This window comes from Streptomyces sp. NPDC059957, assembly GCF_042730015.1.
GTDB lineage: Bacteria > Actinomycetota > Actinomycetes > Streptomycetales > Streptomycetaceae > Streptomyces.
In genome coordinates this window covers 73,238-90,089 of record NZ_JBHWMB010000035.1, presented here as the reverse complement: position 1 = coordinate 90,089, position 16,852 = coordinate 73,238, and the positions used below count along the sequence as shown (strand labels likewise).

The following is a 16,852-nucleotide window of genomic DNA, read 5'->3' as shown; positions in this document are numbered from 1 at the left end:
TCTGGCAGAACCACCACTGGTACTAAACCACCAGCGGACCGCAGCACCACGACAACGCCCGACCGGACCCCCCGGCCGGGCGTTTTCAGTGTGCCGCGGGATCGATGTTGCAGCTGGCCCGTCGGCGCCCGATGGCGACCAAGGCGTGGTGGAGGGCGTCGAGATCGGCACGCCGGACCTCGTGAATGGCTCCTTGGAGCGGCTCGAGCCCCGGGCCGATCGCCTCGGCTGCCTCGTGAGCGTCGCGGCGCAGGATGATCCCCGTGGGAGGGTCGAAGGACCGGAGGGCGCGAACGAGGGCCCGACGGTCGCGTTCTCCCTGGGCGTCGGGCCGGTGGAGAGTGACCACGGCGATGTCCGGAAGCAGCACGCGGGCCTGCGCCAAGGCGACGTCGGCGTCGTGTGTGTGGGCAACGATGCGGAAATGCGGCCCCGTGTGAATGCACGTACGGAGGGCTTCCAGCTCTGCGCCGTCCGCCACACCCGTCACCAGAACGGTCATCATTGCCCCCATTCTTCACGAAATCTCCAATTTTGGTAGAGGGGGTGAGGCGGGTGGCCGGAGCCCGGCCCCGGCCGGTGGAAGGGAAATGCGTCGACAGCGCCCCTCGGCACCCGGCAGAGTGTCCGCCCGTGACGAGCAGTGAGCTGTGGACCCGTGAGACCGCCGACCGCTACGACGTCGAGGAGGCCGAGACGTCCTCGGACGCCGTTCTCGAACCGACTCTCGCCTTCCTCGCAGAGCTGGCCGGAGACGGCCGGGCGCTGGAGTTCGCCATCGGGACCGGCCGAGTGGGCGTCCCGCTCCGGGCACGCGGCGTGCCGGTAGTGGGCATCGAACTGTCCGAGCACATGGCAGCGGTCCTGCGGCGCAAGGTCGACGAGGACACACTCCCCGTAGTCATCGGGGACATGGCCACGACCGCCGTTCCCGGCGAGTTCACCGTGGTCTATCTCGTCTACAACACCATCACGAACCTGCTCACCCAGGACGAGCAGGTCGAGTGCTTCCGCAACGCCGCACGCCATCTGGAGCCCGGCGGCCGATTCGTCATCGAGCTGGGCGTGCCGCCGCTGCGGCTCCTGCCGCCCGGCCAGGTCGCAGTGCCGTTCGACGTCTCCGAACAGCATCTCGGCTTCGACACCTTCGACCTGGTCGAGCAGATTCTCGTCTCGAACCACTTCACCCGCGACGGCGACGACGGCCACTACCGCCGCGACAACTCCCGGCACCGCTACGCCTGGCCGGCCGAGCTCGATCTGATGGCACGGATCGCCGGAATCGAGCTGGAACGTCGCGTCGCGGACTGGGGCGGGGCGCCGTTCACCCAGGACTCCGCGAAGCACATCTCCGTGTGGCGCAAGCCGAGGAGCGCCGGACAGGGGTAGCTCCGGTCACGTGGGTTCCGTTGGCGGGCAGGTGGATGGCCGGGAGGAGGGGAAGTGTGCGTAAGGTCGGCACGGCCGCCGGCGCCATGGCCGCGGTGTTGACCTGTTGGAGGAACACGTGGGAAATGCTGAGCCCCGGCGGCGGCCGCACTCTGATGCGGGGGGTTCTGGCACACCAGGAGTCGAAGGTCTGCGTGAGCATGGATTTGCCCGCTACGGTGCCGAGCAGCTCGGCATCGCCCAGGGCGGCTCCGCGGAGAGGGACTTGGCCCGGATCCAGGAGGGCTGCGCGGCCCTGCCGCCCGACCCGTACGCTCCGGGAACGAACCGGTTCCGCCGCTACTCCCATGCCGTGTACCTGCCGTGGAAGGACGAACTGTCCTGGATTCCCGGAACCCCCGACCCCGTACACGGCACGGTCACCAACTTCTCCCAGGGCGAGGACGACCCCGAGCACCCGCGAAAGCTCCGGGTCCTGCCCGAGATCCCCGAGGCGCTGCGCGACAACGCACTGCTGCTGCGGCTCCTGCACTGGGACATCGAGCAGGTCCTTGCCCTGAGGGACCTGAGGAGGCGGCCCCTGTGGGCCGGGGTCCACCTGATCAGGCTCGGCGTCGACCGTCCGGGCCAGGATGCTGTTTCCTCCCCGAACTGCCTGCACCAGGACGGCGGTTCGGCCAGCACGTTCACTTTCGCCCACCTGATCAGCCTAACCAACGTCACGGGTGGGCAGAACGTCATCGCCACGCCGGGCAGCGCGGGCCTGCAGCCCGAGGATCCGTGGGCGGACATCCACGCCAGTTTCACCCTCACCGACCCACTGGACGGCTACGCCGTGCACGACCACAGGGTCAGCCACTACGTCGGCCCGGTCCGCGCGGGCTCCGATCCGGGGCCGGGCGAACGGTCCATCCTCATCGTCGGAATCGCCCCGTACGTCCCCCAGCTGTGACACCGCACCGCCCTGATCCCCGCCGCTGTCACCCGGTGCGCGAGGCCTCCCAGAGCGCGCTGGTGCCGAAGTAGGAGTCGTACAGCTCCTGCACTTCGAGAAGGCTCTCGGGCGGGACCTTCCCGTACCTGATCCGCTCCAGGTGCCGGAAGTACTCGAAGCGCTCGATGCCCGGCGTGATGATGACGAGCATGTCGGCGATCTCGCCCGGAGTGACGCGCATGGTGGAGAGCGCGCCACCCACCTGGGTGCTGTCCACGAGTAGGTGGTTCTGGACCGGGGTGCCGCCCCCGATGAGCTCGGCGTCGGCTGCGCGTACGACGACGGAATCATCGAAGTCGGGAAGGAAGAAGGACATTCTCAGTGGCCTGTTCTGTGCTCTTACGCCAGGGAGGCATGGGAATACCGGCCGCGCACGCCCTCCCCCCGCTCGCGCGCCTCCTTGAGGCCTTCCGGAGTCGGTGCGACGCGGCAGTCGAGCTCCAGGGCGAGTTCCGTGTGCGCCACGACAGCCACTTCGAGGAGGACTTCCGGGCGTGAGCGGGTGTCGTCAGCCGCGGGCCCACCGGAAGTCGACTTCCGGGTAACGCGGGGAGGGGCTGTTGAGCAGGGGGGACGGCCGGCCCTTCAGGAACCGGTCGAGGGTCAGGCGGGTGTAGGTCCGGATCACCTCGGTCGAGCGGGCAGGAGGCAGGGTCCCGAGCAGTTCGGCGTAGAGCTCGGGTGGCCAGGACTCCGCCAGGCCGCCGGGAACGGCGAAGTGCGGCAGGTCGGTGTAGGTGAGGTGCCCGGTGTCACGCGCTCGCAGCTGGCGGCCCCAGCCGCGCTGGTGCTCGCGCCAGCGCTGCCAGGTGTCGTGGTCCTCCAGCGCGGTGAGCAGCAGGTACGGACAGTCCAGTCCGAGGTCGGCCACGGGGGAGCCGAACAGGGCGCCGTCGAGGTTGACCCCGACGGCGAAGCGGTCGTCCACCCGGAGGAGTTCGGCGGCAGCGGCTCCGCCCATGGAATGTCCGACGACGCCGATCCCGCGGGGGGCCGCGCAGGGCGACCGCCGCCGACGGGTCAGGGTCGTGGCCACGAACCGCAGGTCACCGACGCGTGCGCCGATTTCGAGACGTTCCTGGCGGTCCCAGTCGTCCGACTCCTCGGGCAGCACGCTGTGCACGGCCCGGCCGTCGGGGAACTCCACCACGGCCGCGTCGTAGGTGTGGTCGATGCCCGCGACGAGGTACCCGTACGAGGCGAGTTCCTCGGCCAGGGCGGTGCAATTGCTGCGTCCGCCCTTGCGCCCGTGCCCGAGCAGCACCAGTGGCAGCGCCCCCGGCACGGCGGGCGCGCCGGCCCGGGCGTGCGGACGTACGGACCCCAGGGTGCCGGCCTTGAGGGGCAGGCCGGCCTCGAGGGCGGCTGCGACCCGGCTCGTGGTGTAAGGGGCCCGACTGAAGCCGGCGGTGGTGAGTGCGGGGTACCAGAGCTGCACCATGAGTTCGCGCGGCCTGCGGTCCGGCGCGAGGGGGTCGTCACGGTCGTGGTCGACCAGGTGCAGGTCGATGGTGCCGACCGGCCGCCGGGAGGTGGGAGCGGGAAGATCGATGACCCGCCCGGCGGCCAGCGCGGGCACGGAGGGCAGGGTGACCGCCCCCGCGCTCAATCCGGCGAGAACCAGGAGGGACCGGCGCGAGACCATCAACCACCCCAAGATGACTACGTTCAGAAGGACTTGACGAACGCCCACCCTAGAAGGTCTGGACCATTCTGCCTAGCCGTGGGTGGGGCCCGGTCGATGCGCCAGGCGACCTGGGAGTCGTCGTAGTGGGTGTGGGCGTCAGCCCCGCAGCGTGGCGATGGCCTTCTCGATACGGCGTCGGCGCGTCTCGGGCATCTTTGCGTTCTCGATGGCGCGCACGTGCTCGCGCTTGCGGCTGTACGTAAGGCTGTCGTAGGCGGCGCGGGCGGCCGGGTCGGCATCCAGCGCCTGGGTGAAGTCCGCAGGCTCGACGACGACGCGCGGCTCGGTGTCGAGCTCCAGCTCGACCTCGACCTCCTCGCCGATCTCCACATCCGCGGCCCGCCGGTTGGCGTGGCTGAGGCCGATCAACTTTCGCCCGTAGGGGAGGGCACCCCGGCTCTTTTTTGTTCTGGGCGGGTTCACAGTGTCCCGGGACGGCAGCGGCACGCGCCACGCCGTCCCGGACCGCTGTGGGACGAGGGCCGCGGCTACTTGGCGTAGGGCTGGTCGGTTCCCTGGTCGCTGTAGCCGAGACTCCAGATGTAGCCCTCCGGGTCGGCGAACGTGCCGCCGTACCCGCCCCACGGCAGGGCGCCGGCCGCCTTGAGGACCGTGGCGCCGGCCTTCTGGGCCTCCGCCATGATCTCGTCGACCCGCGCCTCACTGCGGACGACATAGGTCAGAACCAGTCCGCTGAAGCCGCTGCCCTCCTGGTCCGTGCCCACCTGGTCGGCCAGGCCCTCGCGGCTGTAGAAGCCGACGGGCGAGGCGCCGTCCGATGCGAAGAACACCGAGATGCCGAAGTCGTTCTGGATCTTCCAGCCGAGTCCCTCGGCGTAGAACCGCTTGGCCCGGTCCATGTCCCGGACGCCAAGAAGGATCGAGCTGACGTGCGCCTTCATGCCTTGCTCCTTGAACTGTGGGTGTATGCGTGCCTGAGATCCGGGCCGGGGCCCGGTTGCCACATCGGTGCGTGTTCGCCGGTCAACCGGTAGGAAACGGCGAGGAGTCAGGACGGCGTGGGGGCGAGCCCCGCGTCCGGGGCTTCGTGTGGCAGAGAGGCCGTGTGAACGCTGGAGTCCATGGTGAGAAGGCTAGAGGCGTTCCGTGAACCGCGCTTCTCGATTCCTGATCGATGCGGATTCACCCCGGACGTTCAAGGGCACAGGGTGCGGCCCCGGCCACCCCGGCCACCCTGGCCCCTCCCTCCCGGCAGGGAGTCAGGCGGCTACCGCCCGGGTGCTGCTGGTCTGCGTACCGCTGGCGCGGGCCAGCGGCGGACCGCTCGCGTGCGCACTGCGGCCGGCCGAGAAGTCGCGCGGGCTGCCGCCGGTGAGAAGGCTGAAGTCCCGGTTCAGGTGCGACTGGTCGAAGTAGCCACAGGAGTCGGCGACTTGGCTCAGTGATGCCGAGGTCTGCAGCAGCCGCAGGGCGTGCTGGAGTCGGATGATCCGGACGGCGGCCTTGGGCGTGAGACCGATCTGTTCACGGAAGCGCTGCTGGAGGCGGCGCGCGCTCCAGCCGGTGGCCTCCGCGAGCCCCTGTACGGTCGTGCGTCCTCCGCATCCGCTCAAGTGGTTCCAGGCCTGCCGGATCTCGGCGGCCCCGGCGGGCGGATCGCCCGCCGCCCGGGCGGCCAGGGCGCGGTCGAGCAGGGCGAAGCTCCGGCACCAGGTGCCCGAGGCGGCTAATCGCCCGTGGAGCCGGGACAGCCAGGGCAGGGAGAGTTGCTCGGGAACGACGACCGTGTCCGTGAGCTGATGCATGGGCACGCGGAACAGGGCGGACGCGGCCCAGGGGGTGAAGGCGATCTCGATGCCGTGTATCCGGCCGTGGTGCGTACCCAGTCCCGCCTGTTGCTGCGGCCCGCACAGCAGCGAGGTGTGGCTGGTTTCCGCCTGCTCCGGGCCGCGCAGCAGGGTCAGGGGTTCGGCGAATCCGAGGACGAGGTACACGCATCCGTCCGGGGCCTCCAAGCGTGCCCGCGCACTCGGTGCGTCGATGCGGAATCCGCGGTAGCCGAGTATCCCGGGCAGACCGGGAGGTCCGGCACGCCGGGCCACCTCCCAGCCGGGTCCGGTGTGTAAGTCGATGCCTGGACATGCGGGTGCCACCAGCTGCACGGATCCCCCTGAATGATCAGCGGTGTGGAGGTGCAAGGCGCGGCGCGAGGGCCGCGGCGGTCGGCAGCAAGCCTGCCCCACGGGAGTCGACCTGCACCCCGTGATGACCATCACAGCGTCGAGCGGCAGCGCGGTCCCGCTGCCCGCAACGGCCTCGGCGGCTGATCGGCGGCCTTCGCGTTTTTCCAAGACGGCGCCCTGCGGCCCCGGCATTGTCATGCCCGGCTCACCCCCCCCCGCAGGGTCTCGAGATCCTGCCGACCGAAGGAGCTCCTATGAGGACCACACGATTCACCACCGCCGCCGCGATCGCCCTCGCGCTGGCCGGCTGTCTGGTGACGGCCGGTCAGGCCACGGCCGGTACGACGGCCACCGCCGGCTCGGAGTTCAGCGCCCAGTCCCGCTCCGCGGGCCTGACCGCTGCCCAGGCCCGCACCCTCCAGGCGGTTGTCGACGCACGGCTGGCCCAGGAGGGCGGTAAGCAGACCGCGGCCAACGAGGTGACGCTGGCCAACGGCACCGAGATCCTGCTGGTGCTGCCGGGCGAGACCCATGCCCGCGACCTCGACGCCGCCCCGCAGGCCGTGGGCACCCTCGCGGCCCCGACCAGCTGCGGCTCGTACACCTTCTGCGCCTACCGCGGCGAGAACTTCTCGGGCGAGGTCAAGCGGCAGAAGGTGTGCAGCGAGACCCTCAACGTCTCCACCTGGACCGGCAACGGCTCCTGGAGCAACAACCAGTCGTCCGGTACCCGGGCGAAGATGTACGGCAGTGCGGGCGACCTCCGCTACACCACGCCCGGGGCGTACTCCGAGGACCGGAGCGGCTCCTGGAACACCATCTTCAAGATCGACGCCTGCTGACACCCGCCCGGCCCGCCCCGGGTGAACAACCGCTCCGCCGTGGCCCTCGGGTGCGTACGGATTCAGTCCGTACGCACCCGAGGGGGCGGGCGGTCACCACTGCGCATGGTGAGCACTCGCTGAACGGACCGACCCACCCCGGGCGGGGACAGGTCACCGGCGGGTCAGGAACTCATGGAGCGCGCTTCCGGTCTCCTTCGGGTGGGTGAGGAGCCCTCCGTGCGCGGCGCCGGCGATGACCGTGAACTCGCCTCGCGGCAGGGCAGCGGCGGCGGCTTCGGATGCGTGCGGCGGGAAATAGAGGTCGTGTTCGAAGCCCAGGACCAGCACGGGGACGGTGATGTCGGCGAGCGCGGCCATCCGGTGCGGATCGCGTAGCCACGCTTCGGCTGCCGTGGCCTGACCGACCTCCCCGTCGGGCGATGTCCAGAGGTCTTCCTGAGCTCCGAGGAGTTCCAGCCAGGCGCGGGTCTGCTCCTCGTCATCGCGCAGGACCGCCGGCGGCAGGCTGGAGAGCAGGGTCTGCAGGCGGGTGAACGCGGCGGGCAGCCGACCGGTCGCGGCGATCAGCTCGGCCTCCGCGTCCAGCATCGCGTCGAGGACCCCGGTGACAGGTCCGGCGCCCGCCATGAGCACCGCGGACGCCACCAGGTCGGGCCGGGTACGGGCCAGCAGCTCGACGGTGAAGCTCCCCAGCGAGTACCCCACCACCGCGGCGCCGGTCAGGCCGAGCGCATCCATCAGCCCCGCCAGGTCCCCGGCCAGGTCCGCCATCGAGCACACCGCCGAGGGGGCGTCGGAAGGGGCGACGCCGCGCGCGGCATAGGTGATCACCTCGAAGCCCGCCCGCACCAGTCCCTCGCGGACCCCGCACAGCTCCCATGCCACCGGCGGCATGCCCGTACCGCCCGCCAGCACCACTGGCCGGCCCCGCCCTGTCCGCTCGTACGCGATCCGCACTCCGTCCACGACCACCGACTCCACGCGCGCCCCCTGATCCGTGCTGATGTGTCAGGGAAGGATGCCCGGGCCGGAGACAAGATTCCATGCCTGTGAATCCATGACCCGCTGCGCTGTCCGACGGTGTCCCGCGCACTCGCCGACGCGCGGAGCCTCGCCGGGTATCGGCCGTGGTGCGGCGGGCGCGGGAGACTTCCGCGCATGGATATGGACGTGGAGTCCGTGAATCTGGAACTGCTCGGGCTCCCGCCTGCGGAGTTCACAGCTGCCCGGGACGAGCGCGTGACCCAGGCCCGCAAGGCCGGGAACAGAGAGCTCGCCACCGCGATCGCCAAGCTGCGCAAGCCCACCGTCGCGGCATGGACGGCCGGGCTACTGGCCCGTCACAGGCCGAAAGAGGCACAGCAGCTCCTCCGGCTCGGCGAGGCACTGCGCGCCGCGCACCGGACCCTGGACGGCGCGCAGCTGCGAAAGCTGTCGCACGACCAGCACATGGTGATCGGCCACCTCGCGCGCACCGCGCGCGACCTCGCCGCCGAGGCCGGCCAGACGGTCAGCGAGCCGGTGTTGCACGAGGTCGAGCAGATCCTCCACGCGGTCCTCGCAGACGCCGAAGTGGCCGCGTCGTGGTCGGCGGGCCGCCTGGTGAAGACCCCGGATGCCGCGGCGGGCTTCACCGGCCTCGAACCACAGCCCGGCGCGACGGCGCCCCGGAAGGCGGAGGAGCTCCATCCCCCCGGGCCCGCGAAGGCACGGACCCCGGCCCCGGATACGGACGGGACGGCGGAGCAGGCGCACCGCGCTCGGCTGGAGGCGGCTCGGGCCGAGTCGGCCGAGACGCAGGCTGAGGCGGAGCGCCTGGAGGCCGGCCAGGCGGCCGCGCGGGACCTGGTGGACAGCACGGCGGCCTCCGTGGCGGCGGCCGAAGAACAGACGCGGGCCGCAGCCGAGCAGCTGGAGACGGCACGCACGGCGCACGCGGACGCGGCGGCCCGACTGAGGCAGGCCGAGCGCGCGGCTGCGAAGGCAAGCCGCCGGGCGGAGACGGCAGCACGCAACGTGGAGAAACTCACCCGATCCGAGAAGTGAACCGCAGGAGGGGAGAAAGCCGGCCCTGTACCCGCCTTCCCAGGGCCCGGATGGGCCCGAAGACCCGTCAGCCCGCCGGCCCCTCGGATGACGTGGCTCTTCCGGCTTTCCGGCCCTGGACCCCGACCGGCTGCGCCTTATGTGGGTGGCGGTTAGCCTCCCAGGGGATCGGTAGTAGGCCGGCACCTGGGAGGGGTGGATCGTGGCCGATGGGCAGCGCTGGGAACGGCGTAACGAGGCCGCGTACGGGATGGTGGCGTGGCGGCGCGCCGTGATGACGTGCGGATCCCTGGTCGTGTGGCACACCGGCTACGACAGCCGGGCCGTGCCCGGCCCGCCGGGACCGCGGCCTGGCCGCCCGGACGCACCCGACGGCGCCGAGTTCAACTCCCGGTGGATGCGCGTCGTCGCTCTGCTGGCGCTCGCGGCGTGCCGCGCCGCCCGCGCGGCGGACATCCTGGTCGACGACGTCGAGCTGCCGACCCTGTTCGACTGGGTCGACGGCGCCCACACCGGGCGTCTGCACCGGGGACCGCTGGAGACCGGCGAGGCCCGGGAGCGAACCGAGGCGGGTTGGCTTGAGCTCGTCGGAGACGAGAAGCGCCGACACTTTGCCCGCCAAGTCCTTTCCGACCACGTCACGGCACAGATCGCCGAAGACCGGGAGCTGAAGGACACCTACGACGGGACGGAGCCGCCCCCGTTGACGATCGGAGACCGGGCTCGCGCGGTGCGGGCCTCCGGAATCACGGATCTTGAGCCCGAATGGGCAGCAGACGTGGCCCATGCCCGTGCCCAGATCGACCGGCTGGAAGCAGCCCTGCGCGCAGGGCTCTGGACTCCCACCCGCGAGCACCGCAAGTTCGCGGGGATCATGCATGACACGCTGGTCGCCGAGCCGGACTACCCGAGTCTGCCCGACGGAGTGACCGACCCGGCCTGGGTACAGCGCATGCTGCGCATGCCCCACATCAACTCCACCTTCCTCACCCTCACCGAGCTGCCCGAGTTCTTGCCTTTCGGCCCCGGAGGGGACGCCGGCGACCCGCTGGGCAACGCCGTCAGCTCGGTCGCGGGCAATGCGGCGCACTCGCTGGTGAAGACGGCAACCGACATCGAGACGCTGTGGGCGGCCCGCCCGGCCGATCAGCCGGTGGCACGGTGGGAGCGAGCGCACATCCCCGCGCCGGTCCGCACTCAGATCCTTTCTGTGGAGAAGGTGACCCACGAGCTGACCATGATCCTCTTCGACATCGCCAACCCCGACGCAGAGCGGCCGGGTTTCCTGCATTGACGCAGGTGCCGACCAGGTCGTGGCGGGGTGGCGAGGTGGCGAGGGTGTCGGGGTGACGGGCCGCACGGAAGACTCCGTACGGCCCGTCGCCGTCCCGAACGTCCGAGGCCACGGAAGGTCAGCTCAGGACGAGCAGGACAGCCAGCGCGAAGAGCAGTGAGTCGATCCTGTCCAGCAAGCCGCCCGAACCGGGTAGCCACCGTCCGGCGTCCTTGACCTGTGCACCCCTCTTGACCATGGACTCGAGGAGGTCGCCGGCCGGACCGCCGACCGCCGCCGCGATCGCCATCGGCCAACTCAGCGCGGAAAGGACGCCAAGGACCCCAATGGCAGCCACGGCCCCGACCAGGGTCCCACTCCACCGTTTGGCCGGTGACAGGGGCGACAGTCGCGGCCCGCCCAACCCCTGTCCGGCGAAGTACGCCACGATGTCGGCGACCGAGACTGCCACGAACAGCGCCAGCGCGCTCGCCCCGAGCGGAACCAGCGCGGCCAGGACACTGAGCCAGGCGAGCCCGAGGAGGCTGGAGGTCAGCCGACGCAGGCCGTTGTCGGCGTCGCCCGCCAGGAGCGGCACCGAAGCCACCGCGAGCGCACCGATGGCAATCGCTCGAGCTTCCTGCCCGGGGGCCCACAACGCGGTGAGTACCACGCCGGTCACCGCCGAGGCGAGCACCGCCCGGTCGACCCGGTTCATCCGCATCAGCCCGCCGAACTCCATCGCCGCGACCACGCCGACCACGACGGCGATCGCCGCGGTGCCCGGACGGCCCAGCCAGAACGCCCCCGTGACCAGGGGCACTCCGACCATCCAGGCACACCACCGGATCATCAGCTCGCGGCGCCGGGACGCTGCCACCGCGACACCGGCCAGTGCCAGCGCCCCACCGAGGAAGGGCGCCAGCGAGGCTACGGTGATCACCGGGAAGAGCCGGGGGAGGAGGCCGAGAGGGAGGCCGAGAGGGAGGCCGAGACGGAGGCGGAGACGCTCTCGGGCATCGAGACAGCCGACGACGCCACCGGCCGCAGCACGCCCATCGCCTGCTGGAACGCCGACACGATGCGCGCGTTCTCCACCGTGTCCCTGACCGCGATGCGCACCGTACGTCCTTCGTACTCGCAGGACATGGGCGACAGGTCTCGCAGATAGACGTCGTGACGGCGACACTCCTGCACCAGCTGCGCGGCGCTCGGGCCATCGGACGGCAGCGTCACGGTGAGCCAGTTGGCCACGGCCTCCTCCACCGTCACGGTTTCGTCCGTGCCGACGAGATCGGCGGCCAGTTGCCGCCGCAGGGCATGCGTGCGCTCCCACTGGCTCCTGTAGTACGCCGGATCGCGCAGGGCGGCCACCGCGGCCAGTTGTGCAGGGAGACTCACCGACCACGGCGGCGTCCGCCGGAGCAACTCCGTCGCGGTGCCCGGCTCGGCAACCAGGTATGCGGCCCGCATGCCGGACAGCGCGTACATCTTGGACAGGGAGCTGCAGACCACCACCCTCGGATCCGTCGCGGCAAGGCCGGCGAGCGACTCGCCCAGCTCGACGTAGCCCAGGTAGGCCTCGTCGATCCACCAGCGGGTTCCCTCGGGCGCGCCGGCGATCACGGAGCGCAGTTCAGCGGAAGGGGCATGGCGCCCGGTCGGGTTGTTCGGATTGACCACCACGACGAGGTCGTAGCGGCCGTGCTCGACAGCAGCGGACAACCGCTCCCCATCGATCCGCCAGCCGTCTTCACGACGCAACCGGAACCGGGTCACGTGGCATCCGATCACCTTCTCCGTGACGTGGGCGTACTCGCCGTAGCCCGGGTCCAGCAGAAGCACCCTGCTCTGCGGGGTGAGCCAGTGACCGAAAGCCCTGAAGATCAGGTCCGACGAGCCTGCTCCCGGTACGAGTGTCTCCACCGGCAGCGCCCGCACCCGGGCGATCTCCGCCAGCAGGCCGTCGGCACCGGTCGGCGGCGAGGTGCGGGCGGCCCATTCGGGATCCTCCGCGAGCGCCGCGCGCACGCCGGGCGCCGGCGAGAACCACGCGTCCAGCACGTCCGCCGCGACCACCCGATGACGGCGGTCCAGGTGGTGGAAGTCCGTACCGATGGCGGTGAACGAGGCACCTCCGTGCTCGCAACCGTCAGCGCGGGGCGCGAACGGTGCGTCCAGTCGCCAGTCCACTTGGGCGCGCAGACGGTCCAACGTCGTGCGGTGGCGGTCCATGGCGACCCTCGTCAGCTCGGTCACGCTTCCGGTCAGCACCTCGAACGTCAACGCCCCGCTGTGGACCGTGCGCCCGACCGGCTGCAGCCCGGCGGCCAGGTACATGGCGAGCAGCTCGGTGCGCCCCATCGCCACCACCCGACGGCCACCCCGGGAAGCGATCCAGCGCAGCGCCGCATACATCAGCAGCGGCGCCGCCGCGGAGGCGCGCCAGCGGGGCTCGACGGTGAGGATGCGTACTTCGAACAGGTCCTCCTCGTCCAGCAGCGGCAGCTCGGCGCGGGACACGTACTTGTCCAGCGCGTACCGCTTCAACCAGGGCGGAGTCAGGCTGATGAAGCCTACGCGGACCTCTCCTCGTGCCGCGACCAGGTAGACGTTGTCGCCGTCCAGACCGTCGCGGAGCCGCCCGACCGAGTTCGGTGCGTGCTGGCCGAGCTCTTGCGCGTATACCCGGTGACGCAATTCGTGGATCCACTCAAGGTCCTCGGGAGTAGCGGCGCGCAGCTGCAGGTCACGTTCCATCAGTTCCTCATCGTTCGAATTGGGTTGAATCCTGCGCCGCACGTGTCTGCCGAGTCAGAGCTGCGCAGCTCATTCGCCCTGGGTACGGGTACTCAGGTGCACCGGCTCTGACCGTGCGACATCCCGGGAAGCAGCCGGCGCCGAGCAGCGAGACCGTGCTGGTGATCGTGGGCCAGGGGCGCTGAACGCCGAGATCGAACACCGTTGGGATCCACGACCACAACCACGCTCGCGTATGCGTATGAGCAGGTCAGAGGCTCTCATGCTAGCTTCTCGCCATGGCTGATCCGAACGATCCCGGACCGGCTCTCACGCGCTCCCGGCTTCCCGAAGCGGGCCGGTTCAGCCGGAATCAGCCGGAATCGGCGAATCGCAGGAGCCCTTCAGGCTGTTCGACCCGGCTGATCTGCGCAGCCACTCTGCGGCGGCCTTCACCCTGAGGAGTCAGAGGCCCACATCCGTACGGGCCGCCTCGCGCCGGGCAGCCCCGTTGGAGACCGCCGGGCACGTCTCGGGAGCCGCCATCGCTGTGTAATCGTCCGGCGCGGGAGCGAGGCGGCCCGAACCTCCACGACGTCACGGAACGTTCCTTGGCCCGGCGGGTGTTCAGGTGCTGCCCGACCGGGTCCTCAGGCCTTCGGTGGCGTCCAGAGTGGCGCCCTGACCTCCGGCTGAAATCGCACTCGGACCGACCTCGGCGCTGGCCGCCACCACACGGTGGCGGCCGGCGCTGTCGGATGTCCGGGATCGCGCAGCGCAGTACGTGGGCACGCGCTCCGCGCTCCGCACCCCGCCACCGCGACGGGGCCCCGTTGTCGTGCTGGTCAGCGGAGGCGCTTCCAGAAGGGCGGAACCTCGCCTTCCTTCCGGTTGGGGTGGGCGGTGACCTCGCGGGGAGTGATGGACCAGGGGCTGTCGCACTCGATGACCAGCAGACGGGCTCCTCGTGTCAGCGCCACCGTGCTCCATCCCCACCTGTACCCGGTGTACAGGTTGCGACGCGAAGCGCTTCGCCTGATGGACTCGAGTCGGAACCAGGCGTCGTCCCTGCGGTTGCGGTGCTTGATGGCGAGGTCGACGGGGGGCCCTGCGTACGCCAGGACATCCGGACCGACGCCCTCGACGCGCTCGGAGAGGTCCCGTAGCACCGAGAGGGAGCTCACGGTGATCTTCCACTCGCCGTGTGCCTTCACGCGCAGCCGCAACGGCCCGTTTCCGTCGTGGTCCACGATTCCGCGCCCGCTGAAGTCTTCCAGCCAGCTGTGGATGACGGATGGCGATCTCTCGCGGTTGCGGTGGTTCAGCGCCGTGACATCGATGAGGCTCTCTCCTGCCCGGACCACATCGACCACCGCGAACCCGGCGGGGATGGGAACGTCCACCACGACGATGTCCTCCCCGCTGCCCTCCTGCGAGAAGACGGGGAAGTCCGGCCCGAAGTCGGTGGGGAGCTGGTTGAACCGCCTCGTGATGGTGCCGAGCAGGGGAGCGCTGGTCGTGGAAACGGCAGTGTCGGCGGGGGCGGGCGTGGCCGGGGCGGCCGGAGGTCCCACGACGGCAGCCGTAGCCTCGGGCGAGACCGGCGCCGGTGGATCAGAATCTGCCGCCGCCGGGAACACCGTCGCCGGAAGCGGCGGGGCGGGAGGGGGAGCCTCGGGCAGTGCGGGTGCGGGCGGCGGCGCTGCGGCCGACCGGCCCTCGGCCTCGGCCTCTTCCTCCTCCACCGTGAATCCGTAGTCGGTGGCCAACCCCGGAAGTCCGGAATCGTACCCCTGCCCGACCGCGCGGAACTTCCAGCCCCCGTCCCGGCGATAGAGCTCACCCAGTACGTATGCGGTTTCGGTCGTCGCGTCGTCGTCGTCGACCGAGTACACCGCCATCCGCTCACCCGTCACCGCGCTGACCGCCTCCACGTACAGCCCCGGTACGTCCCCGAAGGTTCCCCCCTCGGCTGAGGCCGCGATGACGATCCGTTCCACCTCCGACTCGACCCCACCCGGGTCGATCTCCAGCCAGTCTGCCGTCCGCCCGTCCTCGCCTTGGGCGTTGCCCAGAAGCTGTACGGCGCTGGCGGCGTGCGCGCGCTGGTTGTAGAAAATCAGGTCGCTCCGACCCCTCACCTTTCCGCTGCCGTCCAGCAGTAGCGCCGCCGTGTCGATCTCGGGCACACCGAGCCCGGCCGCGCGACGGACTACGGCGACCCGCATGGGCTCGCCGGACATGGGCAGATTGCCCCCCTTGATGATCTGCGTCATGAGGGCATCGTCGCAGGCCAGTTGCCCGTAAGTCGAGCATTTGTTCCCCGTGAGGTGATCGTCTGTGTCAGGCCCCCCTGGGCGTGTGGCGAAAGCGCCATTCACGGCCACACGTTGCTCTGAGGCAGAGGGAAACCGCTACTTCAGTGGTGGATGCGGGCGCGTACCGTGTGGCTGTGGCCCGGTGATCGCATACTGCGGCGGCCCACGGAGTCAGACCCGCGGACACGAAGGGGCGAATGACGCCAGGCGCTGAACTGCGAGGGGTGACCCAGGGCTGGGCCGACCCGCAGACCCTGGCGGGCTACTACGGTGCACTGACCGGCATGCGCGAGCTCTTCCGTTGATGGCGCTCAGGTCTGGTTCGCCCAAGTGGGCGCGATTGATCTGCCCGCGGCCTCGGACGATGCCTTCTGCGGCGAGTCGCTTCCGAAGCCGGCGGGGCGCGAGGGCGTCGTTGAAGCTCTCGACGAGGCCTCGGCCCGTATCGGCGAACTCGTAGCGGACCGCGTATGTCTTTCCCGCGTGCTGCCACTCGCAGCGGACCAGCGGGCGCACAAGGATGGCCTCGAACCAAGCAGCCGTCTGTTCGGCGAGTTCCGCCGGGTTTCCGGTGGCTGTGAAAGGCGAACCCGGTCGCCTCCTCCGGCAGCGAGACCGGATCACAACAAGACTCAAAAGCAAGCCCGAGCCGGAGCCGAGCACGTCTTCGCCCGCATGCAGAACCTCGTCCTCGCCGGATGGGCAAGCGGCCCGTGTCACGGCCAACCACCTCCGAGGAGACTCGGAGACATATAAGGGGCAGCCCTTGGTTCACGTGATGTCGTGCCCAATCGGAGACTCCGCTCAGCCGGGCGGCGGCTTTGGCCGGGTCACCGCGAGACTCGGCCCGGGATCCGGTCCCACTCGTTGCGTTGCGCGTCGGTAAGCCGGAGCAGCGGCAGGTCGGAATCGGGATCAAAGCCGGCGTTGAGGCGGTCAAGCGTTCCTTGGAGCGTCAGGCCCGGCTGCACCCGCACGAGCGTGATGTCGTAGGTCACCGGGTGAATCTACGCCACGTTCCGTTCCTCTCCGATTCCGCAGATGGGGAACGGACGACACGTTCGAGCGGGTACCCCGGGTGCCCCGGGCATCGCAGGCCAGGCGGACGCGGAGGGCGGCATCGTTTGGTCGGTGCTTGTCGACTCTACGATCGTCCGGGCCCACCAGCATGTCGCCGGGCCCTACGAAAAGCGGCAGCCACCCTCAATGCACCTCTCATGTGGGCGTCAAGGGAAAGCTGATCGATCCGCTCACTACGGAGAATGTGGAAATCGGTGCCGAATTCTCCCAGAGGTCGTTCAAAAGCGACATCCGCCATGGCTTGAACGATGCACCCGGCCTGGCCCCGGTCACGGCGTCGGCCCCACGGCAGGCGGACTGTCAGTGGCGTGGGTCACAGTGGGGAGGGTGAGGTGAA

At 70.3% G+C, this 16,852-nt stretch carries 17 protein-coding genes and 1 pseudogene; 6 read left to right on the top strand and 12 right to left on the bottom strand.

Annotated features, from left to right (window positions below; all coding sequences use genetic code 11):
* Positions 1–85 precede the first annotated feature (85 nt).
* The gene (locus ACFWBW_RS23600) at positions 86–505 is read right to left on the bottom strand and encodes a hypothetical protein (RefSeq protein WP_385375531.1); all 420 of its coding nucleotides are present in this window, start codon (positions 503–505) and stop codon (positions 86–88) included.
* A gap of 128 nt (positions 506–633) precedes the next feature.
* Between ACFWBW_RS23600 and ACFWBW_RS23595 the strand changes: the two genes are divergently transcribed.
* Positions 634–1,389 carry a class I SAM-dependent DNA methyltransferase gene (locus ACFWBW_RS23595; protein WP_385375528.1) on the top strand — a complete coding sequence of 252 codons (756 nt, stop codon included), beginning with the start codon at positions 634–636 and terminating at the stop codon, positions 1,387–1,389.
* 265 nt (positions 1,390–1,654) lie between these two features.
* Positions 1,655–2,341: a 2OG-Fe dioxygenase family protein gene (locus ACFWBW_RS23590; RefSeq protein ID WP_385375525.1), complete on the top strand. Its 687-nt coding sequence runs from the start codon at positions 1,655–1,657 to the stop codon at positions 2,339–2,341.
* Between the two features lie 28 nt (positions 2,342–2,369).
* On the opposite strand, the gene ACFWBW_RS23585 is transcribed toward ACFWBW_RS23590, so the two are convergent.
* The 6 genes from ACFWBW_RS23585 to ACFWBW_RS23560 form a co-directional block, all read right to left on the bottom strand.
* Positions 2,370–2,699 (bottom strand): hypothetical protein, encoded by a 330-nt coding sequence (locus ACFWBW_RS23585; RefSeq protein ID WP_385375523.1) that lies wholly within the window; start codon positions 2,697–2,699, stop codon positions 2,370–2,372.
* Between the two features lie 23 nt (positions 2,700–2,722).
* Positions 2,723–2,848, bottom strand: coding sequence for a hypothetical protein (locus tag ACFWBW_RS23580; protein WP_385375520.1), 126 nt, complete (start codon positions 2,846–2,848; stop codon positions 2,723–2,725).
* Between the two features lie 43 nt (positions 2,849–2,891).
* Positions 2,892–4,040, bottom strand: coding sequence for an alpha/beta hydrolase (locus tag ACFWBW_RS23575; protein WP_385375517.1), 1,149 nt, complete (start codon positions 4,038–4,040; stop codon positions 2,892–2,894).
* A 126-nt stretch (positions 4,041–4,166) separates the two neighbouring features.
* The gene (locus tag ACFWBW_RS23570) at positions 4,167–4,439 is read right to left on the bottom strand and encodes a YdeI/OmpD-associated family protein (protein WP_385375514.1); all 273 of its coding nucleotides are present in this window, start codon (positions 4,437–4,439) and stop codon (positions 4,167–4,169) included.
* Between the two features lie 119 nt (positions 4,440–4,558).
* Positions 4,559–4,972 carry a VOC family protein gene (locus ACFWBW_RS23565; RefSeq protein ID WP_385375511.1) on the bottom strand — a complete coding sequence of 138 codons (414 nt, stop codon included), beginning with the start codon at positions 4,970–4,972 and terminating at the stop codon, positions 4,559–4,561.
* A 318-nt stretch (positions 4,973–5,290) separates the two neighbouring features.
* Complete coding sequence (locus ACFWBW_RS23560) at positions 5,291–6,304, bottom strand: helix-turn-helix domain-containing protein (RefSeq protein ID WP_385375537.1); 1,014 nt, start codon at positions 6,302–6,304, stop codon at positions 5,291–5,293.
* A 164-nt stretch (positions 6,305–6,468) separates the two neighbouring features.
* Between ACFWBW_RS23560 and ACFWBW_RS23555 the strand changes: the two genes are divergently transcribed.
* Positions 6,469–7,056: a hypothetical protein gene (locus ACFWBW_RS23555; RefSeq protein ID WP_385375508.1), complete on the top strand. Its 588-nt coding sequence runs from the start codon at positions 6,469–6,471 to the stop codon at positions 7,054–7,056.
* A 153-nt stretch (positions 7,057–7,209) separates the two neighbouring features.
* Here ACFWBW_RS23555 and ACFWBW_RS23550 read toward each other — a convergent pair whose 3' ends face one another.
* Complete coding sequence (locus tag ACFWBW_RS23550) at positions 7,210–8,040, bottom strand: alpha/beta fold hydrolase (protein WP_385375505.1); 831 nt, start codon at positions 8,038–8,040, stop codon at positions 7,210–7,212.
* A gap of 177 nt (positions 8,041–8,217) precedes the next feature.
* On the opposite strand from ACFWBW_RS23550, the gene ACFWBW_RS23545 reads away from it, so the two are divergent.
* Entirely contained in the window at positions 8,218–9,105 is an 888-nt protein-coding gene (locus ACFWBW_RS23545; RefSeq protein ID WP_385375502.1) for a hypothetical protein, read from the top strand.
* A gap of 202 nt (positions 9,106–9,307) precedes the next feature.
* Positions 9,308–10,399 carry a hypothetical protein gene (locus ACFWBW_RS23540; protein WP_385375499.1) on the top strand — a complete coding sequence of 364 codons (1,092 nt, stop codon included), beginning with the start codon at positions 9,308–9,310 and terminating at the stop codon, positions 10,397–10,399.
* Positions 10,400–10,517: 118 nt separating this feature from the next.
* On the opposite strand, the gene ACFWBW_RS23535 is transcribed toward ACFWBW_RS23540, so the two are convergent.
* From ACFWBW_RS23535 to ACFWBW_RS23520, 4 genes are all read right to left on the bottom strand, one after another.
* The gene (locus tag ACFWBW_RS23535) at positions 10,518–11,321 is read right to left on the bottom strand and encodes a phosphatidate cytidylyltransferase (protein ID WP_385375496.1); all 804 of its coding nucleotides are present in this window, start codon (positions 11,319–11,321) and stop codon (positions 10,518–10,520) included.
* Complete coding sequence (locus tag ACFWBW_RS23530; RefSeq protein ID WP_385375534.1) at positions 11,318–13,138, bottom strand: aminotransferase class I/II-fold pyridoxal phosphate-dependent enzyme; 1,821 nt, start codon at positions 13,136–13,138, stop codon at positions 11,318–11,320. The genes ACFWBW_RS23535 and ACFWBW_RS23530 overlap by 4 nt, the downstream gene beginning before the upstream one ends.
* Before the next feature lie 824 nt (positions 13,139–13,962).
* A complete protein-coding gene (locus ACFWBW_RS23525) occupies positions 13,963–15,393 on the bottom strand; it encodes a TerD family protein (RefSeq protein ID WP_385375494.1) in 1,431 nt (476 codons plus the stop codon).
* Positions 15,394–16,265: 872 nt separating this feature from the next.
* Entirely contained in the window at positions 16,266–16,433 is a 168-nt protein-coding gene (locus ACFWBW_RS23520) for a hypothetical protein (RefSeq protein ID WP_385375491.1), read from the bottom strand.
* Positions 16,434–16,465: 32 nt separating this feature from the next.
* Between ACFWBW_RS23520 and ACFWBW_RS23515 the strand changes: the two are divergent.
* Positions 16,466–16,626, top strand: a pseudogene (locus ACFWBW_RS23515) (IS5/IS1182 family transposase); the annotation flags it as partial.
* Positions 16,627–16,852 lie beyond the last annotated feature (226 nt).